Below are 22,530 nucleotides of genomic sequence, written 5' to 3'. Positions count from 1 at the left end.
AACTCTCAGACATTAAGTACCGGCACATTGCCCGTACACTGAAACTCGCTTTTCGCGATTATAGTATTTCTTACGACATCTTATTAAGCCGCACACTAACAGCCCCGCCCGACAGAACAACATCTTGATATTTCTGATAGGCGTCTCATAAAAAACCTTAACTCTATCACCCTAAAAACTCTATTTTTCGCCCTTTTTTTCACCCCGTTGTCCCCCTTTTACAGTGCAAGGCAACCTTGACATGACACAAGCCGTTCAACAAAGCAACCGCGCGCTGCGAAACGTTCAGCACAGAGCGAAGACACGTCACCAAGAAGAGGATGGATAACCTAATGTGTGTCTCAATGTGAAAACAACGAATTCCCCACCTTCCCCGCCATCTTCTCCGGCCTGATCAGAAACCGCGCCAGCGCAGGCAGCAGCCACAGTGCGCCGAACATGTTCCACAGCAGCATGAAGGTCAGCATCAGGCCCATGTCAGCCTGGAACTTGATCGCCGAGAAGATCCAGGTGCACACACCGATGGCCAGACACAGGCCGGTGAACAGCACGGCCTTGCCGCTGGATTTGAGGGTTTCGTAATAGGCTTCCTGCAATGGCAGTCCGGCGCGCAGGAAACTCTCGAGACGGCTGTAAATGTAGATGCCGTAATCGACGCCGATGCCAACGCCCAGCGCCACCACCGGCAGGGTCGCGACCTTGACGCCGATCCCCATGAAGGCCATCAGGGCGTTGCCCAGCACCGAGGTCAGCACCAGCGGCAGGACGATGCACAGCGTGGCGGCCCATGAGCGGAAGGTGATCATGCACATCGCGGCCACGCAGAGGTAGACCAGCAGCAGAATCACCCACTCGGACTGCTTGATCACTTCGTTGGTCGCGGCCTCAATGCCGGCGTTGCCGGCGGCCAGCAGAAATTGCCGGTCCGGCGTATCGTTCTGTCTGGCGAAGTCCTGCACTGCATGCACCGCCCGGTCGAGGGTTTCGGCTTTATGGTCGTTGAGGAACACCAGCAGCGGCGCCAGCGAACAATCGGTGTTGTACAGGCCGTCGGCGCGGGCGATGGAGTTGTTCAGCACGTCCTTGTTACGCGACAGGCTCTCCCATTTCAGGTTGCCCTCGTTCATGCCCTTGATCATCTGTCTGGACACCGTCACCAGAGAAATGGCCGACTGCACGCCCTGGGTGTTTTCCATCTTCCAGGCCAGCTCGTTGATCGCTGACATTGTCGAATACGCCGAGCAACCCTCGGGGCCTGTCTTGACCATGACCACCAGCACATCGGAACTGGTCGAGTAATGGTTGATGATGAACGCGTTGTCCCTGTTGTAACGCGAGTCGGGGCACAGTTCGGGCGCGCCCTGATCCAGGTCGCCGATCTTCAGGTTCTGGCTGTACCAAAGCCCCCCTCCGAAGGCCAGCAGCGCCAGCACAATCGAAACCGGCGCGACTCTGGCGCTGGCAAAGTTCGCCAGCAATCGCCAGAAAGGATGCTCGGAGACCGCATCCTGCTTGCTGCGGCTCACTGCCTTTTTGCTGATGCCCACGTAAGAAATCGCCACCGGCAGCAGGATCAGGTTGGTGAACACGATCACCGCCACACCAATGGAGGCGCCGATGGCCAGCTCGCGGATCACCCCGATGTCGATAATCAGCAGCGTGATGAAGCCGACCGCATCGGCCAGAATCGCAATCATGCCGGGCAGAAACAGCTGACGAAACGTCCGCCGCGCAGCGGTCAGGGCGTTGTCGGCCTCGCTGTATTGCAGGGCAATACCGTTGATTTTCTGCACACCGTGAGAGATGCCGATGGCGAAAATCAGAAACGGCACCAGCATCGAATACGGGTCGATACCGAAGCCGACCACATGCATCAGCCCCAATTGCCAGATCACCGCGATCAGCGTGGTGCTCAGTACTGCCACCGTGCTGCGTATACACCGGGTGAACCAGATCAGTAGCACCAGCGTGATCAGAAAGGCGATGCCAAAGAACATCACCACCATGAACAGACCGTCGATCAGGTCGCCGACCTTCTTGGCGAAGCCGACGATGTGAATCCTGATGTCGGGGTTTTGCGCCTGATACTTGTCGCGGATCTTTTCTTCGAGCTGGTGGGAGAATTGCTGATAGTCCAACGCCAGTAATTTGCCTTGGTCTGCCGGGTCCGGGTAGGACTCCTGCAGCGGAACATCAATGATGCTCGACCTGAAATCATTGGCGACCAGGCGCCCGACCTGTCCGGACTTGAGCACGTTGTTGCGCAACTGGTCCAGACTGGCGTCCGAGCCGTCGTAGCTCTGCGGGATCACCTCGCCTCCCGCAAAGCCCTCTTCCGTCACTTCGGTCCAGCGCACGCTGGGGCTCCACAGCGACTTGAGCCCGGAGCGGTCCACGCCGGGGATGTAAAACACTTCGTCGCTGATCTGGCGCAGGGTCTCCATGTACTCAATGGAGAAGATGTCGCCGTCCACCGCTTCGACCGATATGCGCACCGTGTTACCAAGGTTCGCCAGATCGTTACGATGCTTGAGCATGTTCTGAACGAACGGATGAGACAGCGGGATCATCTTCTCGAAACTGGTGGAAGGCCGCACCTGCGTGGCCTGCCAGAACAGAAAGAGGCTGGCCAGCAGGCAGAGGATGATCACTGCCGGACGATGGTTGAAAATCAGGCGTTCAAGGATGGTTGCCTTTTCATCCGGATCTTGCGCGTGCTGGTGCGTGCTCATACCTGAATATCCCCGCCCTGAAAGGTCTTATTGTTGGGTCGTATCGGCGCCCGTCGGCGAGGTGAGGCGAACGCCGCCCTGTCCTACCAGAATCAGATTGCCCTGAGAATTGCCGGTAACCCCGGCCAGCGAGATGCGATCAGGTCGATTGAAGACCGCGAATGTTTCCCCGTCATCGGTGCTGCGCATGACACTGCCGCCATTGCCGACCAGCACCAGCGAGCCATCGGCCAGCAGCGTGGCGCTGGCCAGGCCGAACTCGAGCGGCCCTCGCGCACCCTTCAGTTCGATCGGCTGCCAGCTGTCACCAAAATCGCTGGAGCGAAACAGATTGCCGCGCAAACCATAGGCCAGCAACGTGGACGGCTGAGCCGTGCCGATCGCGCCGAACAGCGATCCTTGATACGGGCCGTCAATTTTTTCCCAGGTCTGCCCCTCGTCGCGGGAGCGAAACATGCTGCCCGCTTCGCCGACAATGAACAGGCCGGCATCCTTTACCTGAGCAATGCCGTTCAGGTGGTATTGATCCTCGTTGTCCAGCCGGTCGCTGACATCTTCCCAGTGCTGCCCGCCATCGGCCGTGCTCAGCAGCAGGCCGTAGGCACCGATGGCCAAGCCGTTGTCGAGGTCCTTGAACCAGACATCCAGCAGCGGAGCCTCGCGCTTCAAGTCCTCGAACTGCTTGTTCCAGCTCTTGCCCCCATCGCTGCTGGCCAGTACCTGCGCGTCATGACCGACCGCCCAGCCATGCTGTTCATCCACAAAAAACACGGCCGTCAACAACTGCCGGGTAGGCACGCGGGCCTGACTCCAGGTCTTGCCCTGATCATCGGAAAGCAGAATATGCCCATGGTCACCCACCACGACCAGCCGCGCCCCCGCATGGGCGACGTCCAGCAACAACGCGCGTGAGGCTTTGGCCGACTCGATGGCATAAACAGGCGTATCTGCAGCGGCGGCAGTGGCTAGCGCCTCGGAACCGGCCATGGCTGGCAGCGCAAACAGGGATGACGCAACGACAGCCAGGCACATGCCCGCGCATAACCAGGTGCGACGATGGAAAGACTCACGCATGGACTTTTCCGCTCTTATTATTATCAGGTGGCTGTTATCGGGTGCGGGTGCCGGACAACTCGTATTGATGTCGACGCCCGCAGCGCTGTGGCATTACCTGTCTGGAAGCTCAGCCATCCTAGGCAGCTTTGCAAATGCCTGACAATCGACATGTCGTTATCTTTTGTTAAGCGCGCTGAATGTGATTGATGAAACATCACGACGGTTGATCGGGCAGATTGCCAGACGCCGGTCAGCGAATGCTCCTGCGCCGCAAGGCCGCTGGTTTGAAGGCATTCACGCTGGGCACCGGCTGAGAGAAGTCACTAGTGCCAGGCTCCTGATTGTCGAGGTTCTGTACGTGATAACGCCGCGCCTGCAAGTCATGGAAAACGTCCAGTGCGGACCAGGTCGTCGGCAGTTCGTAATAGTTTTTCAGGTACGCCATGGAGACGCGCCATAACTGCCCCCGGGCATCGTACTGATCGACAATTGCGGCCTGCCAACTGTCCTCGTCCAGGTACAGCGTGCGTCTTGAATAGACATGACGCGCGGTCGGTTTCAGCGTGCCCTCCACCACCCATACACGATGCAGCTCATGGCGCGTATAGGCCGGGTTGAGATGCCCTACCTGCAATAATTGTCGATAGGTAATGTCAGGACTGGAAATCCGGTAGTTGTTGTAGGGAATATAGACCTCGCGTTTACCCAGTAACCTCCAGTCGTAACGATCCGGCGAGCCATTGAACATGTCGGTGTCGTCAGCCGTGCGCAAGCCTTCAGAGGCCGGGATCGGCATGTCGTAAGCCAGACTCGGCGCGCGGCGTACCCGACGCTGCCGCGCACTGTAGGTCCACGCCTGCCGCGGCTCCTGGATCTGGTCCAGTGTTTCGTGGACCAGCACGGCAGAACCGGCCATGCGCGTCGGGCACTGGATAAACGACAGGTAATAGAACAGCACGTTATCCAGACTGGCAAAGCTGCCCGCAGGATCATAGAAACGAAACAGCACTTCCTGACGCGAAGTGTTCAGTTTGAAACTGCCGTCGCGCTGTATCGCAACTTCCGAAGTACGTCGCACCGCATAATGGCCGCGATACCGTGCAATGTGGTTCCACACGGCCTGAATGCCCTTTTCCGGCAGGGGAAATGGAATGCCGCCATAGGCATCGACAAAACCGTTGCCGCCGCCGATCAATCGGGCTTTTTGCGCATTGCGGCGGGTATTGTCGTAGACCCATTGCGGCGCAGATCCGGAACGCCGGGTGGGGTATACCGGCATCCGGTAGCTGTCGGGGTAGGTGTCGAACATCGCCACCTGCCCAGGCGTCAGGCGCGTGCGGTAGTGCTGCATATTGGCGTGAGTAATGGTGAACAAGGGTTTGTCAGCGGCATACGGATCGACATGCCGAGTGCCCGAGCCTTTGTACCCGGGCGGGGGCCGGGTGATTCCGCCTGTCCAGGGTGGAATAGTCCCCGTGGCATTACCTGCCATCTCGCCTCCCAGCGGGGTCAAACGACGCCCGAGCAATGTGGTATCGACTGCCTGGCAGGTGTTGATCACGAACAGCAGCGTCAGCGCGCCGCCCAGCAGTGGTTTCATGAGCATGTGGGCTCTCCTTGCATGGCCACGTCGGGACGCGTGTCTGGCGTCCGGGCCGGGAATAGTTCCGTGTAAACGGCATGTTGTGAGGGCGACACGGTTATTGACGCTCGGCCAATAACCGTTTGTTTAACAGGCAAACCGAATTGCCCACGTATTCTTACCGCGAACAGGTTATCTATCGGGTATATGTCTGTAGGAAACTTCACAGAACAAGAAGAATCGACAACGCGCTGTTAAACACCAATGAAGCAGGCACCCGGAATAGCCCACAGTAATGCAACGTGAATGCCAACAGGCGATAAAGAACAGATCACAACTTATATAGGGTACAGATCTGAAACGTCGTACCCCCGCGTTATGACCAGAATTAAAAACAACGACATCGTCTGTTTGATTGTCAGACAGCACACTAATAAAACCACTTATTATCGCTGCTTGATGGCGGGTATATGAACGTGTGGTAACAACAAGAGTGTTACGTGCTCGAAGCCAGTAACACAGGGTGGCGACAGGCAAGGCTCAGCCGATGACGACGTGTGGCAGGAAGCGGCTGGTGTCTTTGGTGATCAGACTGTCGTCTTCACGAATGCCGATTCCGGAGGCAAGGTCGCCGATGACCCAGGAGCCGATCAGCGTGTAGCTGTCACCAAATCGCGGCAGCGGCGAGTACGCCTGCAAAATATAAGGCGCATCAGTGTAAGGCCCATCAACTGAAATCACCTGATCGCCAGGCGTGCGCATTTCGATGTTGGCACCTTCACGGGAAAAGTACGGTTTGCGTACCCAGCCTTTGGGAACCGCTTTGTTCGCGTCCTGGTCGACATGCGCGGGCAGCAGGTTCGGATGGCCTTCGTTGAACTGCCACAACAACGGCAGAATACCCTTGTTGCTGAGAATCGCCTTCCACGCCGGTTCGACGAACTGAGTGCCGCTGGCTGACACGTGCTGACCGAATTCCTCGTGAAAGATATGCTCCCACGCGTGCAGTTTGAACAGGCGCTCGATCCAGCGCCCGTCCAGATCGACAAAACGCCCGTCAGCGCCGAGCCCGATGTCTTCGATATCGATATGCCTCGCATCGATGCCGACGTGTGCCGCCATACGCCGCAGAAAATCGGTGGTGCCCCGGTCTTCGATGGAACCGGACATCGCCGAGAAGTAGAACGGAGTCGTACCGGGAAACTCGGCAAAGGCCCGAACCAGATCCTCGGCAATCGAGTTGAACTGGGTGGCATGCGCAGGCAGCACGCCGCGCGCCATCTGCTCTTCCAGCCAGAGCAGTTGCACCGCCCCGGCTTCCATCAGACTGGTCGGCGTATCGGCATTGATTTCGTACATCTTTGCCGGGCCGGTGCCGTCGTAGGCAAAGTCGAAGCGTCCGTACAGATGCGGATGTCCCTCCTTCCATGAGCTCTGGATCAGGTCGAAGAACGCTTCCGGGATCGCCAGTTGATGGAGCAGCGCTTCGCTGTCCACCACTCGCGCCACGGCATCCATGCACATCTGGTGAAGCTCCTGGGTGGGCGCTTCAAGATCGCGGGTAATCTGCTGTTCGCTGAACAGGTAATACCCGCGCTCGTCCCAGTAACGCTCGCCATCGATGGTGTGAAAGTTGAACCCTTCACGCTCGGCGGTGGTGCGCCAGTCCGGACGTTCCTCGATGCTGATCTTTTTCATGCCGCGAACCGTCAGCCTCCGAAACTGCTGCTGCCACTGCTGCTCTTGCCGCCCCAGCCACTGCGTGCCGAGGCCTGGCTGCCGAATCCGCCGCGCGAGATGGTCGACGACACAGAGGACGAGCCGGAGCCCGAACTGCCCAGGTTGCGCCCCAGCGTGCTCTTGCCATAGCTGCGATCGGAACTGGATTGCGCCTGGGTCGAACGGCCGAAGGTCTTGCCGCGATCAATCTGACTTGGCAAGGACGAGCTGTAGTAACCGCCGCGGTCATCGCGCGTCTGGTAGATAGGTTGCGAGTAATAGCGATTGTTGCCGAAGCCATTGCTGAGCAGATTACCGATCAGCAGACCGGCCATCAGCCCGGTGGTGCCGCTCATGCCTGCGGGAGCGGACTGGGCGACTTCCTGATTGGCCCGGTCCAGCGCCTCTTTGGGCACACGCCCGGAAAAACCCAGCTCAAAGCCGCCGAGTTTCGGCATGTACTTGCCATCCGACGTGACCTGGCAATAATCCGGTACAAAGTCCGCGTCGCAAGACGCCTTGTCATCATAGGTCGGCGCTATACGGCGATGGTCGGACAGCGCCTGCATGTAGGCATCCGAACAGACATTTACCGGTACCTTGGCATCAACGCATTCCTGCACCGAACTGAAGTTGGCCTGCGCGTTGAAAGTATCCTTGTCTTCCGACGGGCCACACCCGGCAAGGGCCAGCGGAAGCGTGCTGGCAAGTACCAGCTTTACTGAACTGCGTCTCATCGTGAGTCTCCTTGTTCAAGGCTGCCGTCAGACCGAAGGGGTCATGCAGGCTGCGTTGAGAAGACCGACGCTGATTGCGACGCTGGCCGAGTAAATGGCGGCAGCCAATTCGCCCTTGGCAATACGTGTCGACAGGCCCTTGAGCACCAGGCTGGTAACGCCGAACGCCAGCAGTTGCACAACGGCTGCAATCACCACCCAGACGATCACGTCCAGAATGCTGATGCTGTAACTGATGATATTGCTGGCTGGCAGTGCGAAACCGATCAGCGAACCACCCAACGCCAACGCGGCAGCACTGTTGTTCTCGCGAATCAGCGCAAACTCCTTGTGCGGCGTGATCCTGCTGTAGATGAACTGGAACAGGGCGAACAGAATGGCCGCCACCAGAATGTACATGACGAAGCCGATCACGGCAGGGGCATTGAGCGACATACGCAGCGCGTCGATCATGAAGATTTCCTTGTCAAAGAACGTTGATATCAGTGGATTGCAGCGTTACGCCGACCGCCGTGGTGAGCGTGATGCTGCCCTCCTCGTCTTCCTCTACGGAAAACAGCAGAAACTCACGGCGGTTGATCAGCCCCGTTTCGCGGGCGTACAGCATGCTCAGGTGCTTGACGCGATAAGTCGCGTCAGGACTGACAATGTCTTCATCGAGTGGCGTCAGCTCGGTCTGGCCGGGCGACGTGCCCCATTGCCGTTCGAATACCTCGCCATCGTGTTCGTAGGTGGGCAGGCCGATCTTCGACGACGGACCGGTCAGGCGCAGCAACTCATCCTTGCTGGTGATCGGCGCGGCGCTGTAGTAACCGAACAGAATGATGTCCTGCACGTCTTCCGGATTGGGGCCAGTGCTGACCACTTGCAGAAAATAGTCCTCGTTATCGAGGTAGAAACGATGCAGCGCCATGGACTGGCCAAGATCGATATGCCCCACGGACCAGACCTTTTCATCGCCCGGAACGACCACTTCCGAGTGACCGTCGAGCAACAGTTTCAGCGAACTGTCCAGGCACAGCATCCGTCCGGAGGCCAGCCCCAGCGGACTGACCGTGCTGACCGGTTGTGTGCCGTCCCGGCCTGATGCCTTGGGAGCTTCCAGGCCCATGGCCCGTTTGAACCAACTCATAATCCGTTTCCTTGCAGTGACGGGTGACGATATATAACGCTCTTCAAGCGCAACAGGCGCACTGCCTGCGAGCGCAAGACTGACTCATTTCTGCGCCAGCAATGCCCTGGAATGCATCAGCCAGGCCACACAAGCGCCTGCAAGTGCACCCGCGATATGTGATTCGAACGAAACACCGGCCACCGGAACGAAGCCGAACACCAGCCCGCAATGAGCGGCCAGCACCAGCAGCGCGATCAGCACGCTGGCGATACTTCGCTGATACCACGCCCGCGCCAGCAGATAAGCCCACAAACCAAAAATCAGACCGCTTGCGCCGACATGAATATTGCTGCGACCGAAGCTCCAGACCAGCAAACCGCCCAGCAGGCAGACCAGCCCGGCGACCCATGCATAACGCCTGACACCCTCGGTCGCCACCAGCCAGCTCAGCACAATGAACGGCAACAGATTGCTGAGCAAGTGCTGAATCGACCCGTGCAAAAAGGGGGCAAACACAATGCCGCGCAACCCGGTGAGGCTGCGCGGCATGATACCGAACTGCAGCAGACTGTTGCTGGTCATCGAGTTGATTGCCTGTACCACAATCAACACGGCCGACAGGACAAGGATGACCTTGAGTCGTTGGGAAAACGCCATGCACCACCCTCGCCTGCCTTGTTGCAGCGCTTACTGAGCCGGCGTCTGACTTTTGGCTTTCAGGCGCGCCAGTACATCCTGCGCACCGCCGCTTTTGGCACCGATCCCGGCATCCTGCAGACGACGCTCCAGATCGCTGCCGCTGGACTGGCTGGCCAGCTCTTCAGCCGCTTCGAGCTTGGCGTCCTGTTCATCCTGGCGCTGCTTGAGACGTGCCAGCGAGCCGACTGCGGTTTCCACGGCGCCGCTGGCACCACCGGTTGCAGTAGCCGTTGCAACGCGGGCCTTTTGCACGGTTTCACGGGCCTTGGCCATCTCGACCTGCTGCTTGAGGCTCTTGATTCGCGATTCGGCCTTGATCACCTGATCCTGCAGCAGGTTGACCTGCTTGCTGAACTGATCGGCCAGTTCCTGCTCCTGATCACGCAGGGCTTCGATCTCGGCGATCTTGTTTGCACATTCGACCGCCAGGGCTTCTTCACCCTTGTTCAGGGCCTGCATGGCGCGGCCTTCCCAGTTGGCAATGCTGGTGGCGTGCTCTTCAAGACGCTGTGCCGAAAGTTTGTGCTTGGCCTTGATGGTGATCAGCCCGTCGCGGGCCTTGACCAGCGCGTTCTCGGCGTCGCGAATTTCCTGATCCAGAATGCGGATGGCATTGGCATCGGCAATCGACTCGCCCACTTCGGAAGCGCCACCACGAACGGCGGTCACCAGTTTTTTCCAGATACTCGTAGTCATGAATATTCTCCGCCTGACAGCGCTGTTCAGTAGATGAAATGATCTTCAAAAGCGTCGGCCGCACGGATCACGTTGTCCGCGAGGGTAAGGATTTCCTGCACGATTACGGTGAGCGACGATGCTGCGCTTAAAGCGCCAAACAGGCAGTAGACTTCCTGACCGTCACCGAGCTTTTCGATGCCGATCGAGGACAGTGGAAACAGGTCGCGACTGCGCAGGACAACGTCGTTGAACGCTTGCACGTTCTTGATCTTGTTCACTTCGATCAAGGTCGCGTCGGCGAGAATCTGCTCGCCTTCTACGGCGATGTAGATCGGCAGGTCGCCGTAGTCGGCCATGGTCAGCCTGATCCCCGAGGCATCGCCCTCGGTCACGTCGAGCTCGATCTTGCCGTTCGTCACCAGTTCCAGTTCGCTGAGTGCCTTCTGCAGAGAGCTGATGGTCCAGTGGGTATTCTCGGTCATGAAGTCCTCCAGTTTTATTCTGTCGCCCAGAAAGGGCTGTCTTAAGGCTTTTTCGATACCCCGCAGGGCATCGACATTTTCGGGCCGGATCCAGAATTCGCGCTTTACCAGCCCCGCCTCCTTGAGCCGCAGGCGCATTTCACGCATGTAATCGGTGGAACTCTTGGAAACCTTGGCCGGGACCGCTGCGTTATCGCCCTGGATTTTACGAGGCATTGGCGCTTCCCCTTGCTGCTGGCCGTGGATCAGGTGAGCAACGTAGCAGATGTTTCTGAAGATAGATATGCATCACATGTGAGATTTTTATGAGCACCGACAATTCTCGTTACCACGCTCCGCGTGGTAATGCATTTCGTGACCCTCTGCGTCACATTGCAGCCATGGTGTATCACTCAATCAGGCCCTAGATACAGGCAGCACCGAAGCCTGAGACTCCTTTGCGTCTGATACCGCGCCAGGCTGCAGATTTGTGACGCGGAGCGTCACCCGATGCATGCCAACGCGGAGCATTGGCACGATAGTCAAAACACCGCACGGCGACGCACACTCCAAAAAAAAGCGCTGTCCGCATCAGCGGACAGCGCCTTTCTCACAAGTGCCTGTCAGGCACTGGGCAACCCTCATTCAGCCAGGCTTTTGCTCACCACTTCATACACATCCGCCGACAGTTTGCCGGAGGCGAGGATGCGCTCCAGCTCGGCCTTCATCAGCGCCTGACGGGCGCTGTCGTATTTGCGCCAGCGGGTCAGTGGTGCCAACTGACGAGAAGCGATCTGCGGGTTCAGCGCGTTCAGCTCGATCACCAGGTCTGCCAGGAAGCGATAGCCGGAGCCATCTGCCGCATGGAAGTTGACCAGGTTCTGCCCGGCAAAGGCACCAATCAAGGCACGCACCTTGTTCGGATTCTTGATGCTGAAGGCTGGGTGCTTCATGAGTTCCTGAACACGCTGCAGGCCGCCCGGCAACGTGCTCGCCGCCTGAACGCTGAACCACTGATCCATGACCAGCGCATTGCTCTTGAAGTTCTCGGCAAACACGTCGAGCGCCTTGTCGCGCTCGGCAGTGAACGGCGAATTGACCAGCACGGCCAGCGCAGTCAGGCGCTCGGTCATGTTGTCGCTGGTGTCGAACTGGTCGATAGTGGCTGCCAGTACCTCCGGCTTGCCGCTGAGCATCAGGTACGACAGCGCGATGTTCTGCAGGGCACGACGGGCGAAGTGCGCGGCTTCGGCCACATAAGGCGTGACCTTCGACACTTCGCGGTTGGCCTGATAGCGCGCCAGCAGCCCATCGAACAGCCCCTCTGCGAGCTGCTGACGGGCAAATTCGCGAGCGGCGTGAATCGCATCGACATCGGCCACTTCGCTGATTTCGGTCAGATAAGCCTCGCCCGGCAACGAAAGCATTTCTGCGACCATCGCCTGATCCAGACGCTCATCCGCCAGCACGGTGCCCAGCGCAGTGATCAGACGCTGATCCATGACCAGCGCCTGGCCTTGCTGATGCTGGCCGATCAGTTCCTGCAATACCTGAACCGACAACTGCTGACCGGCATCCCAGCGATTGAAACCGTCGCTGTCGTGCTGCATCAGGAACATCAGTTGATCGCGGTCATACGGGAAGCTCAGCTTGACCGGTGCAGAGAAGCCGCGCAGCAACGAAGGCAGCGGCTTTTCGGCGATATCGACGAAGGTGAAGGTCTGTTCGGCTTCGGTAACCGACAACACTCGCGTAGTGCCGGTCGCCGCCGTCTCATTCGCCAGACGCAGGGCAATCTCGCCACCCTTGCTGTCCAGCAGTCCTAGTTCGACCGGGATCACGAACGGTTGCTTCTGATCGCCAGGCTGGCCTGGTGTGGTCGGGCAGCTCTGGCGGAAGGCCAGGCTGTAGGTCTTGGCCGCAGCGTCGTACGATTCGCTGACCGCCAGACGCGGCGTACCCGCCTGGCTGTACCAGCGTTTGAACTGGGTCAGATCGACGCCATTGGCGTCTTCCATGGCCTTGATGAAGTCATCGCAGGTCACGGCCTGGCCGTCATGGCGCTCGAAATACAGATCGCTGCCCTTGCGGAAGCCTTCAGCTCCCAGCAGGGTGTGAAGCATGCCGACCACTTCCGAGCCCTTTTCGTACACGGTCAGGGTGTAGAAGTTGGAGATTTCGATAAAGCTGTCCGGGCGCACAGCGTGAGCCATCGGCCCTGCATCTTCGGCGAACTGGTGAGTACGCAGATAGGCAACGTCCTGGATACGCTTGACCGTGGCCGAGTTCATGTCGGCCGAGAAACCGGCGTCGCGGTACACCGTGAAGCCTTCCTTGAGCGACAGCTGGAACCAGTCACGGCAGGTCACGCGGTTGCCCGACCAGTTGTGGAAGTATTCGTGGGCGACGATCGCTTCGACACGCTGGTGTGCGGCATCGGTCGCCGTCTCGGCACGCGCCAGCACGGCACTGGAGTTGAAGATGTTGAGGCCCTTGTTTTCCATCGCCCCCATGTTGAAGTCATTGACCGCGACAATCATGAAGATGTCCAGGTCGTACTCGCGACCGTAGGTCTCTTCGTCCCAGCGCATGGACTTCTTCAGGCTGGTCATGGCGTGCTGGCACTTGTCGATGTTTTCCGGCTCGACGTAGATACGCAGGGTCACGTTCCGCTCATTCATGGTGGTGAACGTGTCTTCGATACACCACAGATCGCCGGCCACCAGCGCAAATAGATAGGCCGGTTTCATGAACGGATCTTCCCACGTCGCCCAGTGCCGGCCATCCTCTTCTTCGCCGCTGGCCACCGGGTTGCCGTTGGACAGCAGGATCGGGAAACCCTGCTTGTCGGCGCTGACGGTGGTGGTGAACTTGCTCATCACGTCGGGGCGATCGAGGTAATAGGTGATCTTGCGGAAGCCTTCGGCCTCGCACTGGGTGCAGAACATGCCGCTGGACTTGTACAGGCCTTCCAGTGCGGTGTTGGTTTCAGGATGAATGCGCACGGTGCTGTCGACCGTAAAGCTGTCAGCCTGTGGGTGCAGCGTCAGGTGGTCGTCTGTCAGCTGATAATCGGCAGCGCCAAGCTCCACATCGCCCAGCTTGACCGAAAGCAGTTCCAGATGCTGCCCATCCAGCACCAGCGGTGGCAGGCCTGCACCGCGCTCGGGGTTGCGGCGCATGACCAGTTGGGCGTGGACCAGCGAGTGGTCGTCGAACAGTTCGAAGGTCAGGTTCGTCTCATCGATGAGGTACTTGGGAGCCTGATAGTCCTTCAGGTAAATCATTTTCGGTTGCTCGGTGCGCATGCTGGAATCCTTCTACTGATGCACGGCCAGCTGATAGGCCGTGTACTTGCGAATATTGATCACGCCGGTATCGAAAATCAGGTATTGGCCCTTGATCCCCAGCAGCGTGCCCTCGGCAATCGGGTTCTTGTCCAGGTTGAAGCTGACAATCTTGGTCGGATACGCCTCGACCGGGTAACGAAACTCGACAGGCTCGGCGTCATGTAGCAATTGGATGGCCTGCAGGCCGAATCGTTCTTGCAATCCCAACAGCCCTGCGCCGCAACTGTCGAACAGCTCCCGGCGAATGGCCTTGAGATCGACCGGCTGGGCATCACCTTTAAGCAGCGCACGCCAGTTGGTACGGTCGGCCACCTGACTGCGCAGCAAGTCTTCGACAAAGCCGGACTGCTGACGGGTGGCTACGCGCAGAATCGGCAACGCCTGGCTCGCGCCCTGGTCCAGCCAGCGGGTCGGCAACTGCGTGGAGCGGGTAATGCCGACCTTCACGCCTGACGAGTTGGCCAGGTAAACGATGTGATCGGTCATACAGAACTGCTCGCCCCATGCCGGATCGCGACAGGTGCCCTGATCGTGATGGCATTTTTCCGGGCTCATGATGCACAGGTCACACTGCGCCAGCTTGAGCATGCACGGGTAGCAGTAACCCTGGCTGTAGCTGGACTTGGTCTTGCGCCCGCAATGACTGCAATGAATGGCGCCGAGAAACTCCAGACGCAGCGTCTTGCCGATCAGCGGGTTGACCGCGATCTCGGTGTCGCCCAAGCGAAAAGCGTATTGCACACACGACGTGTCATCCTGACGCGCCGACATTTTGTTGACTGCTCCGCGACCAATTTCGATCAATGAATAGCATCCGATTTGAACAGGATATTAGGCACCGGCGCTGATTTGGAGGCGCATTCCTGCGGCCCCATGTAGCCCGTGCGCTGGTCTTCCGGCAGGTTCTGCACTTCCCAGGCGATCAGCGCCTGCAACGACAGCTCACGCTGTTCCTGAGTAAGCTTGCGGCCATCGGACCATTTGCCGATTTCCACAGCCAGCTTCAGGCTCTCGTAGATATCCGGGGTGATGTTTTCGATCATTTCTATAAAAGACGACATGGCGCACTCCAGAAAATAGCGGGTAATTCTAGGCCTTGCGGCGCGCAATCGCACCGCCAACCAGCCCGGTGACACAACCGATGATCAGCCCGCCGACATGCGCACCGTTGGCGATTTCGCCGAAGCCGAGCATGCTCACCAGGCCGGACAGGCATAGCGCCAGCCAGATGAGCATCATGATCAATACCCCGCGTGGCAGACGGTAGACCGGGTTGGGCGCCAGTAACTGAAAGATCCAGCAGTGGCCGAGCAAGCCGTACAGCACGCCGGACAGCCCGCCAAACAGGCTCGGGCCGCTGAACAGGTATTGCACGTAATTTGAAACGGCTGAAAACAGCAGCGTGAGCAGCAATAAAGACAGGCTGCCCTGACGAATTTCGATACGTCGGCCCAGTTCCCAGAACCACATGCCGTTCATGGCCAGGTGCAGGATGCCGAAGTGGATCAGCATCGGTGAGACGATCCGCCACCATTGCCCGGCGGCCAGACTGTCGGACAACGGCAGAAACGTCGCGTACTCGCCACTGATCCGGAAATCCTGAAAGGTCAGCCAGCGGATGGCTTCAAGGTTGTCGCCCAGCAGCGTCATGCCCGCCACCAGCAGGGTGACCAGCAACACCAGCGCCGTCACCGGGCTGTTGCGTAACTGCTCGATCAGGCCCGGCGGCTTGTACGTTACGCTTGGGGCGTCTTGCGCCAGTTGAAAATCCTCGTCCCCTTCAGGAAAGCGCGTGTACAACTCGCGCACTTCATCGGCCAGTTGCGGCGCATCCGGCACCCAAAGCACCTGCTTGCCAGCCTCTTCGCTGACCCTGTGAGGAATCCGCAAGCGCAGCAACAGCCTGACAAAACCGCTCAGGTCGGTGGTCAGCGGCAAACGCAGGACTGCAACAGCACTCATTCTGAAACCTCGGGACGCTGCACGTCGACCCAGACGAACTTGTCCGGGTCGATCTGTGTTTCCTGATCCAGCCGATAGGCGACCAGCTTGCCGTAGAGCACGGCGCTGTAATCCAGACAGGCCAGATTCGGCCGGATAGGCGCGGGGACACCGCTGCGCCAGTAATGACCGACAAACAGCAGCGGCTCATTGATACCGTAACGCAGCAGTGCGTTTTTTTCCGATGTGGACAGCGGGGTCTTGGCTACGCCTTCAGGCAGCGCGTCGGGCTGAAATACCACGTCGCCATAGGTCTGCGGGTCATCTTCCCAGAACTTGGTACGAAAGAACTCGCGGGTCAGCCCGTCACCGCCGGTCAAGGTAAGACCGTGCGGCAAACGCATGTCGGTGCCGCGTAGCAGACGGTTGAACACATTGCTCGCGAAACTGCCGGGCACTGCCGAGGCCTGGACAAAATGTTTGTCGATACAACCGGTGCCATGCAGGCCACGCAACGGATCGATCAGAGTCGCATCCCAGCAGGCATGCACCACCCTGAAACGACCGGCGTCCATGTACAGCGGCAGCTCGTAGAACCAGTTGACGAACTCGCTCCATTCATCCGGGTAACGCTCGAACTGCGCCAGGGTTTCGCCGATCAGCCGGGCATGGCGCGGGGTGTGCTCACGAACGAACTCATGACCGCTTTCCGGCAAGGCTGGCGTCATCCAGCCCAACGCGTTGAACTCATGGTTGCCCATGATGCACAGGGCATGACCGGCCTGAACCATATCGCGGACGATATGCAGCGACTCGCGAATGCGCGGGCCACGGTCGATGATGTCGCCAAGGAAAATTGCAATGCGCTCAGGGTGGCGCCAGACGCCAGCCTGCAGACGGTAGCCGAGAAGCTCCAGCAAGTGCTCCAGGGTATGGGCGCACCCGTGCACGTCACCGATCAGATCATAGCCACGCGCCGGATCGAGCATTAATCGCCCCCGCCGCCGAGCTTGCTGCCCCAGCCGAGCTTGGTGCGGCAGACTTCGTAATAATTGTGATCCAGCGGGTGAATCAGACGCAGCTTCTGCGGTTTCTTGCTGACCGTGATGGTGTCACCCGGTGCGCAGGTAAAGTGATTCTGGCCATCGCAGGACACTTGCGGATAAATGGTCATGTCCTTGGACACCACGATTTTCAGCTCGCTGTTGCCGTCGACAACGATGGGCCGCCCGGACAAGGTGTGCGGGTACATCGGCACGATGACAATGGCGTCGAGCTTGGGATGCATGATCGGCCCGCCCGCCGACAGCGCATAGGCTGTCGATCCGGTCGGCGTGGCGACGATCAGGCCATCGGCCTTCTGGCTGCACACAAACTGACCGTCTATATAGATCTCAAACTCAATCATGCGCGTGGACTTGCCGGGGTGCAGCACAACGTCGTTGAGCGCATCGCCCTGACCGATGGCCTCACCGTGGCGGCGCACTTCGGCCTGAAGCAGGAAGCGGTTTTCAACCAGATAGTGCCCGTCGAGCACTTCAGCGCATTTGACCTCAAGCTCGTCGGGACGAATGTCGGTCAGAAAACCCAGACTGCCGCGGTTGATACCCAGCACCGGAACGTTGTGCCTGGCCAGTGCCCGTGCTGCCCCTAACAGGCTGCCATCGCCACCGACCACGATGACCATGTCACAGACTTCACCGAGCATCTTGCGCGACGAGGTTTGCAGGCCATGACCGGGCAGGACTTCGGCAATCGTCTCTTCAAGAATGACGTGCAGGTGGCGGTCCAGCAGGAATCTCTTGAGTCGGCGAACGGTATCGAGCACCTGAACACTGCCCAGGCGACCGATGATGCCGATATTGCGAAATTGCTCCATGAGGCTCCTGCTGCGGTTTCGAGACGACTTAAAACAGCGATTATGGGCGAAACGGCCCGGTAGCAGCAAACCGGCACGTAAAGATCAAGCGAAAGGCCTAATCACGAAGCGCTTCAATCAGCAGATTGGCTCTGAACGAATGAGCAAATTCCCGCAAAAAAACCGGATTTTCCTTACATACCCCACACAAGGTATTCATTAGCTTCGTCCGTTTTCAATAAACCTAAGGACGACACATGATTCCCTCAGGCCGCCAGGGCGACATGCACCTCTGCCCGTTGCCGGGCCACGGTTGCACCCCGATTGTCACAGCCTCCTCCGACACCCTGATCAACGGCATGTCCGCCGCCAGAGTAGGCGATATGTGCGGCTGCGGCGCGGTGATCGTCACCGGCTTTCCCTCGATCCTCATCAACGGTCGCCCAATGGCCCACCTGGGCAGCCCGACCAGCCACGGCGGAACGATCATTTCCGGCAGCCCCGATGTGGGTGGAGGCTCCGACTTCGGCGATGCCGCTGGCCCAGCCATCGATTTCTCCAGGCTAGGCATCCTTCGCAAGGACGGCACGCTGGACGAACCGAAGCTGAATCAGCTTGTGAACGACTCCGGCATATAGGCCGATGAAATCATGAAAGACGTCTTACATCTTCATAGATGCCAATGGCCGCATCGACCTGAACGTCAAGGGGGGCAACCGACGTCAAGAGATTTTCGCCCTGCTCCGGTGAAGACCCTGATTTTCTCGGACTGGCCAGGCCCGTTGGATAGCACCGCATCTTTTCGCCTTCACAATCAGCTCACCTGCACATCGGCAACCTGCTGCACCTCAACTCACGCTATCCTCGGCACATGACTCTATTCCCCAGCCTGATCGACCTCCCCCGCCAACTACGGCACTCCGAAGTGCGCGACCTTGCCTGGGTGATCCTCGCGCCGCCCATGCTGGAAGTCGCGCCGTGGCCACAGCGTCATCCGCTGGCGGGCAGTGAATGGGTACAGGACCCGCAGCGACTGGCGGACTTTCTCTGGCAACTCGACCGTGACAGCCGCCCTCTGGAAGACTGGCTGGCGCTGGCAACCACACGACGGCTGGGCCGCTATTACGAACGGCTCTGGCAGTTCGCGGTGCAGCACGCGCCGGGGGTGGAGATTATTGCCGCCAACCTGCCGATCCGGCTCGGCAGCCAGACGCTGGGCGAACTGGACATGCTGCTGCGTGATCGCGAAGGCGTGCATCACATCGAACTGGCAATCAAGCTCTACCTCGGGCCGCAGGACGGAGACGGCCGCGATCCGGCCTGCTGGCTGGGGCCTGGCTGCCAGGATCGGCTGGACCGCAAGCTTGCCCACCTGAGCCAGCATCAGTTGCCGATGTCTGCGCGTCCGGAAAGCCGCGCGGCCCTGGCAGCGCTGGGTGTCGAAGCCTTCAGCGCGCAGTTGTGGCTGGGCGGTTATCTGCTGTATCCGTGGCCAGGCTCATGCGAATCGCCCGCAGGTGTTCACCCGCAGCATCTCAAGGGCCGCTGGTTGCATCAACGCGACTGGAAGCCGTTTGTGGCGCAGAGCAGCCCCGGACGCTGGCAGCCCCTGCCGCGTCATGCCTGGCTGGCACCAGCGCTGTACGAAGAAGCGTGGAGCGATCAGCAGCTACGCGACTGGCTGGCCGAACTCGACCCGCTGGCCCCGGCGCAACTGCTGGTGCGCCTGAAAGAGAATACCGAGGGCAACTGGGAAGAAGCCGAGCGCCTGTTTCTGGTGTCGGACATGTGGCCGAATCTGGCCGACACCAGCCACCCGCTCAACTTAATCGCAGTGCCAGCGCAGCCAGTGTAATCAGCAACACCGGCACGGTCAGTACGATGCCGACCTTTAAGTAATAGCCCCAACTGATGGTGATCCCCTTGCGCTCCAGCACATGCAGCCAGAGCAGCGTCGCCAGACTGCCGATCGGGGTGATTTTTGGCCCCAGGTCGCTGCCGATCACGTTGGCGTAGATCATCGCTTCCTGAATGGCCCCGCTGGCATGGCTTGCATCGATGGACAGCAGCCCGATGAGCACGGTGGGCATGTTGTTCATGATCGAAGACAGAAACGCCGTCATGACGCCGGTGCCCATCGCTGCGCCCCAGATGCCATAGCCGGCAAACCAGTCCAGCAGACTGGCCAGATAACCGGTGAGTCCGGCGTTGCGCAGACCATAAACCACCAGGTACATGCCCAGCGAAAACACCACGATGTGCCACGGTGCTTCTTTCATCACCTTGCGCGTCTTGATCGTATGCCCTTTGGCGGCAATGGCGAGCAGCAGCAACGCACAGACCGACGAAATCGCACTGATAGGGATACCGAGCGGCTCAAGAGCGAAACAGCCCACCAGCAAAATCACCAGCACGGCCCAACCGGCCAGAAACGTGGCGCGGTCATGGATAGCCGTTTCGGGCTTGTCCAGATTTTCGGGCTCGAATTCGCTGGGAATATCCCGACGGAAATACCACATCAGCACGGCCAGAGTGGCGGCGACACTGGCCAGGTTCACCGGCACCATGACGGCCGCATAACGGTTGAAACCGATCTTGAAGTAATCAGCCGAAACGATGTTCACCAGGTTCGATACCACCAGCGGCAGGCTGGCCGTATCGGCAATGAAGCCGGCCGCCATGACGAACGCCAGGGTCGACGCAGCGGAGAAGCGCAACGCCAGCATCATGGCAATGACGATAGGCGTGAGAATCAGCACGGCACCGTCGTTGGCGAACAAGGCTGACACCAGCGCACCGAACAGCACGAACAGGGCGAACAGACGACGTCCCTTACCCTTGCCCCAGCGCGCCACATGCAGCGCGGCCCAGGCAAAGAACCCCGCCTCATCCAGTAACAGCGTGATAATGATCAGCGAAATGAACGTCGCCGTGGCATTCCAGATGATGCCCCACACCACAGCGATGTCGCTGAGGTGCACAACCCCTGTCAGCAACGCCAGAACCGCCCCGAGTACAGCACTCCAGCCTACGCTCAGGCCTTTGGGCTGCCAGATGACCAACGTAATGGTGAACAGGAAGATCAGCGTTGCTATCAGCATTATTTGGTCCGGGGCAGAAGAATAGCGAGGATGCCAAGCAGCGGCAGGTATGAGCACAGCGTGTAGACGAACAGAATGCCGTGGCTGTCAGCCAGATAACCGAGCAAGGCTGCGCCAATGCCGCCGAAGCCGAACATCAGGCCGAAGAAAAGCCCGGCAATCATGCCCACGTTGCCAGGTACAAGCTCCTGGGCGTAGACGACGATGGCGGAAAAAGCCGACGCCAGTACAAAGCCAATGATCACGCTGAGTACGCTGGTCCAGAACAGGTCCGCATAAGGTAGGGCCAGAGTGAACGGTGCAGCGCCAAGGATCGAAAACCAGATCACCGCCTTGCGGCCAATGCGGTCGCCGATCGGACCGCCGAAAAAGGTCCCGGCCGCCACTGCGCCCAGAAACAGGAACAAGTGCAGCTGCGAGCTGGCGACTGAAAGGTCGAATTTCTCGATCAGGTAGAAGGTGAAATAGCTGGTCAGGCTGGTCATGTAGAAGAACTTGGAAAACACCAGAAATGCCAGCACTGCCAGTGAGGCAATCACGCGTTTTCTGGACAGGCCATGAGTGGCCGCCTGGCCTGCCTTGAGCTTGAACAGGTTGAGGTGCGCGCGATACCAGCGGCTTATCGCATACAGCAAACCCAGCGAGAACAATGCGAACAGGCCGATCCAGGCCACATTGCCCTGGCCGAACGGGATGATGATCGCCGCCGCCAGCAATGGCCCGAAAGCAGAGCCGGTGTTGCCGCCCACCTGAAAGGTCGACTGCGCGAGCCCATAACGACCACCGGAAGCCAGTCGCGCGATACGCGAGGCTTCCGGATGGAATGTCGAAGAACCGATGCCGATCAGCGCGGCAGCCAGCAGAATCAATGGAAAACTGCCCACCATCGACATCATCACGATACCAACCAGCGTACAGATCGACCCTACAGGCAGTACCAGCGGGTTAGGATGGCGGTCAGTGTAATAACCGACCCAGGGCTGCAGCAGCGATGCTGTGATCTGAAACGTCAGGGTGATCAGGCCGATCTGGGTGAAGCTCAAGTCGTAGCTGGCTTTGAGCATCGGGTAGATCGACGGAAGAATGGCCTGAATCAGGTCGTTGATAAGGTGAGCAAGGGCAACGGCACCAATAATGCGCATCACCAGCGGGCTGGCTTGAGGGGGGGTCGAGGCCTTCGCCGTCACGGGCTGAGCGCTGGTCGCCATGGGTATTCATCCGTAAAAGGTTTTAAGGTTCCCCGGACGGATGATTACAAGATGTGTCACGCGTACCAAGGCGCGCCAATGTGCCATTTTTCAGGGCAACTGTGCCATGTTTTGTTGCGTTTTCGCTGATGGGTCGAGAAGTGCTCTTTTGTCAGGTGGATTGAGGTTCGGCTCGGACTCTCGTTCCCACGCTCCGCGTGGTAATGCCTTTCTTGACGCTCCGCGTCACACAGCGGTTCTGCGACATCAGGTGGCTTGTGGCTCGGCTCGGACTCTCGTTCCCACGCTCCGCGT

The 22,530-nt window shown here is 59.1% G+C and carries 19 protein-coding genes and 1 pseudogene; 2 read left to right on the top strand and 18 right to left on the bottom strand.

From position 1 onward, the window contains the following. Positions 1-341: 341 nt before the first annotated feature. The 16 genes from RGM3321_RS12175 to RGM3321_RS12100 all read right to left on the bottom strand — a co-directional run bounded on the left by RGM3321_RS12175 (position 342) and on the right by RGM3321_RS12100 (position 17,948). Entirely contained in the window at positions 342-2,732 is a 2,391-nt protein-coding gene (locus tag RGM3321_RS12175; RefSeq protein ID WP_244393251.1) for an RND family transporter, read from the bottom strand. A 27-nt stretch (positions 2,733-2,759) separates the two neighbouring features. Beyond that, entirely contained in the window at positions 2,760-3,806 is a 1,047-nt protein-coding gene (locus tag RGM3321_RS12170) for a YCF48-related protein (RefSeq protein ID WP_244393250.1), read from the bottom strand. A 232-nt stretch (positions 3,807-4,038) separates the two neighbouring features. Beyond that, a complete protein-coding gene (locus RGM3321_RS12165) occupies positions 4,039-5,394 on the bottom strand; it encodes a DUF1329 domain-containing protein (protein ID WP_244393249.1) in 1,356 nt (451 codons plus the stop codon). A gap of 516 nt (positions 5,395-5,910) precedes the next feature. Then, positions 5,911-7,068, bottom strand: coding sequence for a glutathionylspermidine synthase family protein (locus tag RGM3321_RS12160; RefSeq protein WP_244393248.1), 1,158 nt, complete (start codon positions 7,066-7,068; stop codon positions 5,911-5,913). A gap of 11 nt (positions 7,069-7,079) precedes the next feature. Next, complete coding sequence (locus RGM3321_RS12155; protein WP_244393247.1) at positions 7,080-7,826, bottom strand: DUF1190 domain-containing protein; 747 nt, start codon at positions 7,824-7,826, stop codon at positions 7,080-7,082. 27 nt (positions 7,827-7,853) lie between these two features. After that, positions 7,854-8,279 carry a DUF350 domain-containing protein gene (locus RGM3321_RS12150; protein WP_244393246.1) on the bottom strand — a complete coding sequence of 142 codons (426 nt, stop codon included), beginning with the start codon at positions 8,277-8,279 and terminating at the stop codon, positions 7,854-7,856. A gap of 13 nt (positions 8,280-8,292) precedes the next feature. Further along, positions 8,293-8,958 (bottom strand): DUF2491 family protein, encoded by a 666-nt coding sequence (locus RGM3321_RS12145; RefSeq protein ID WP_244393245.1) that lies wholly within the window; start codon positions 8,956-8,958, stop codon positions 8,293-8,295. Between the two features lie 84 nt (positions 8,959-9,042). Further along, positions 9,043-9,597, bottom strand: coding sequence for a rhomboid family intramembrane serine protease (locus RGM3321_RS12140; RefSeq protein ID WP_244393244.1), 555 nt, complete (start codon positions 9,595-9,597; stop codon positions 9,043-9,045). Between the two features lie 30 nt (positions 9,598-9,627). Beyond that, entirely contained in the window at positions 9,628-10,335 is a 708-nt protein-coding gene (locus tag RGM3321_RS12135; protein ID WP_016567586.1) for a PspA/IM30 family protein, read from the bottom strand. 26 nt (positions 10,336-10,361) lie between these two features. Continuing rightward, on the bottom strand, positions 10,362-11,015 hold the full coding sequence (locus tag RGM3321_RS12130; RefSeq protein WP_244393243.1) for a YjfI family protein: 654 nt from the start codon (positions 11,013-11,015) through the stop codon (positions 10,362-10,364). Positions 11,016-11,419: 404 nt separating this feature from the next. Beyond that, entirely contained in the window at positions 11,420-14,086 is a 2,667-nt protein-coding gene (pepN, locus tag RGM3321_RS12125) for an aminopeptidase N (protein WP_244393242.1), read from the bottom strand. Between the two features lie 12 nt (positions 14,087-14,098). Then, on the bottom strand, positions 14,099-14,932 hold the full coding sequence (locus RGM3321_RS12120) for a DUF2797 domain-containing protein (RefSeq protein WP_024651739.1): 834 nt from the start codon (positions 14,930-14,932) through the stop codon (positions 14,099-14,101). After that, on the bottom strand, positions 14,929-15,189 hold the full coding sequence (locus tag RGM3321_RS12115; protein ID WP_002554502.1) for a DUF1315 family protein: 261 nt from the start codon (positions 15,187-15,189) through the stop codon (positions 14,929-14,931). Before RGM3321_RS12115 ends, RGM3321_RS12120 begins: the two co-directional genes overlap by 4 nt. Positions 15,190-15,217: 28 nt before the next feature. Next, entirely contained in the window at positions 15,218-16,090 is an 873-nt protein-coding gene (locus RGM3321_RS12110) for a rhomboid family intramembrane serine protease (RefSeq protein ID WP_244393241.1), read from the bottom strand. Further along, positions 16,087-17,058, bottom strand: coding sequence for a metallophosphoesterase (locus RGM3321_RS12105; RefSeq protein ID WP_054098078.1), 972 nt, complete (start codon positions 17,056-17,058; stop codon positions 16,087-16,089). Before RGM3321_RS12105 ends, RGM3321_RS12110 begins: the two co-directional genes overlap by 4 nt. Next, positions 17,058-17,948 carry an NAD(+) kinase gene (locus tag RGM3321_RS12100; RefSeq protein WP_002554505.1) on the bottom strand — a complete coding sequence of 297 codons (891 nt, stop codon included), beginning with the start codon at positions 17,946-17,948 and terminating at the stop codon, positions 17,058-17,060. Before RGM3321_RS12100 ends, RGM3321_RS12105 begins: the two co-directional genes overlap by 1 nt. Positions 17,949-18,184: 236 nt before the next feature. Between RGM3321_RS12100 and RGM3321_RS12095 the strand changes: the two are divergent. Beyond that, positions 18,185-18,553 (top strand): annotated as a pseudogene (locus tag RGM3321_RS12095) (PAAR domain-containing protein); the annotation flags it as partial. Positions 18,554-18,798: 245 nt separating this feature from the next. Continuing rightward, positions 18,799-19,782: a DUF1853 family protein gene (locus tag RGM3321_RS12090; RefSeq protein WP_244393240.1), complete on the top strand. Its 984-nt coding sequence runs from the start codon at positions 18,799-18,801 to the stop codon at positions 19,780-19,782. On the opposite strand, the gene RGM3321_RS12085 is transcribed toward RGM3321_RS12090, so the two are convergent. Together RGM3321_RS12085 and RGM3321_RS12080 are read right to left on the bottom strand one after the other, a co-directional pair. Beyond that, entirely contained in the window at positions 19,748-21,028 is a 1,281-nt protein-coding gene (locus RGM3321_RS12085) for an arsenic transporter (RefSeq protein WP_244393239.1), read from the bottom strand. The genes RGM3321_RS12090 and RGM3321_RS12085 overlap by 35 nt on opposite strands. Beyond that, positions 21,028-22,236, bottom strand: a complete 1,209-nt coding sequence (locus tag RGM3321_RS12080) for an MFS transporter (RefSeq protein WP_002554510.1) — start codon at positions 22,234-22,236, stop codon at positions 21,028-21,030. Before RGM3321_RS12080 ends, RGM3321_RS12085 begins: the two co-directional genes overlap by 1 nt. Between the last annotated feature and the right edge of the window lie 294 nt (positions 22,237-22,530).

Origin of the sequence: Pseudomonas sp. RGM 3321, from assembly GCF_022836805.1 — a bacterium.
Classification (GTDB): Bacteria; Pseudomonadota; Gammaproteobacteria; order Pseudomonadales; family Pseudomonadaceae; genus Aquipseudomonas.
This window is presented reverse-complemented; position numbering and strand designations above follow the sequence as displayed.

Coding starts and splice junctions, on each gene's coding strand:
- RGM3321_RS12175 (WP_244393251.1), bottom strand. CDS start 2,732: ATGAGCACGCACCAGCACGCGCAAGATCCGGATGAAAAGGCAACCATC.
- RGM3321_RS12170 (WP_244393250.1), bottom strand. CDS start 3,806: ATGCGTGAGTCTTTCCATCGTCGCACCTGGTTATGCGCGGGCATGTGC.
- RGM3321_RS12165 (WP_244393249.1), bottom strand. CDS start 5,394: ATGCTCATGAAACCACTGCTGGGCGGCGCGCTGACGCTGCTGTTCGTG.
- RGM3321_RS12160 (WP_244393248.1), bottom strand. CDS start 7,068: ATGAAAAAGATCAGCATCGAGGAACGTCCGGACTGGCGCACCACCGCC.
- RGM3321_RS12155 (WP_244393247.1), bottom strand. CDS start 7,826: ATGAGACGCAGTTCAGTAAAGCTGGTACTTGCCAGCACGCTTCCGCTG.
- RGM3321_RS12150 (WP_244393246.1), bottom strand. CDS start 8,279: ATGATCGACGCGCTGCGTATGTCGCTCAATGCCCCTGCCGTGATCGGC.
- RGM3321_RS12145 (WP_244393245.1), bottom strand. CDS start 8,958: ATGAGTTGGTTCAAACGGGCCATGGGCCTGGAAGCTCCCAAGGCATCA.
- RGM3321_RS12140 (WP_244393244.1), bottom strand. CDS start 9,597: ATGGCGTTTTCCCAACGACTCAAGGTCATCCTTGTCCTGTCGGCCGTG.
- RGM3321_RS12135 (WP_016567586.1), bottom strand. CDS start 10,335: ATGACTACGAGTATCTGGAAAAAACTGGTGACCGCCGTTCGTGGTGGC.
- RGM3321_RS12130 (WP_244393243.1), bottom strand. CDS start 11,015: ATGCCTCGTAAAATCCAGGGCGATAACGCAGCGGTCCCGGCCAAGGTT.
- pepN (WP_244393242.1), bottom strand. CDS start 14,086: ATGCGCACCGAGCAACCGAAAATGATTTACCTGAAGGACTATCAGGCT.
- RGM3321_RS12115 (WP_002554502.1), bottom strand. CDS start 15,189: ATGTCGTCTTTTATAGAAATGATCGAAAACATCACCCCGGATATCTAC.
- RGM3321_RS12110 (WP_244393241.1), bottom strand. CDS start 16,090: ATGAGTGCTGTTGCAGTCCTGCGTTTGCCGCTGACCACCGACCTGAGC.
- RGM3321_RS12105 (WP_054098078.1), bottom strand. CDS start 17,058: ATGCTCGATCCGGCGCGTGGCTATGATCTGATCGGTGACGTGCACGGG.
- RGM3321_RS12100 (WP_002554505.1), bottom strand. CDS start 17,948: ATGGAGCAATTTCGCAATATCGGCATCATCGGTCGCCTGGGCAGTGTT.
- RGM3321_RS12090 (WP_244393240.1), top strand. CDS start 18,799: ATGACTCTATTCCCCAGCCTGATCGACCTCCCCCGCCAACTACGGCAC.
- RGM3321_RS12085 (WP_244393239.1), bottom strand. CDS start 21,028: ATGCTGATAGCAACGCTGATCTTCCTGTTCACCATTACGTTGGTCATC.
- RGM3321_RS12080 (WP_002554510.1), bottom strand. CDS start 22,236: ATGGCGACCAGCGCTCAGCCCGTGACGGCGAAGGCCTCGACCCCCCCT.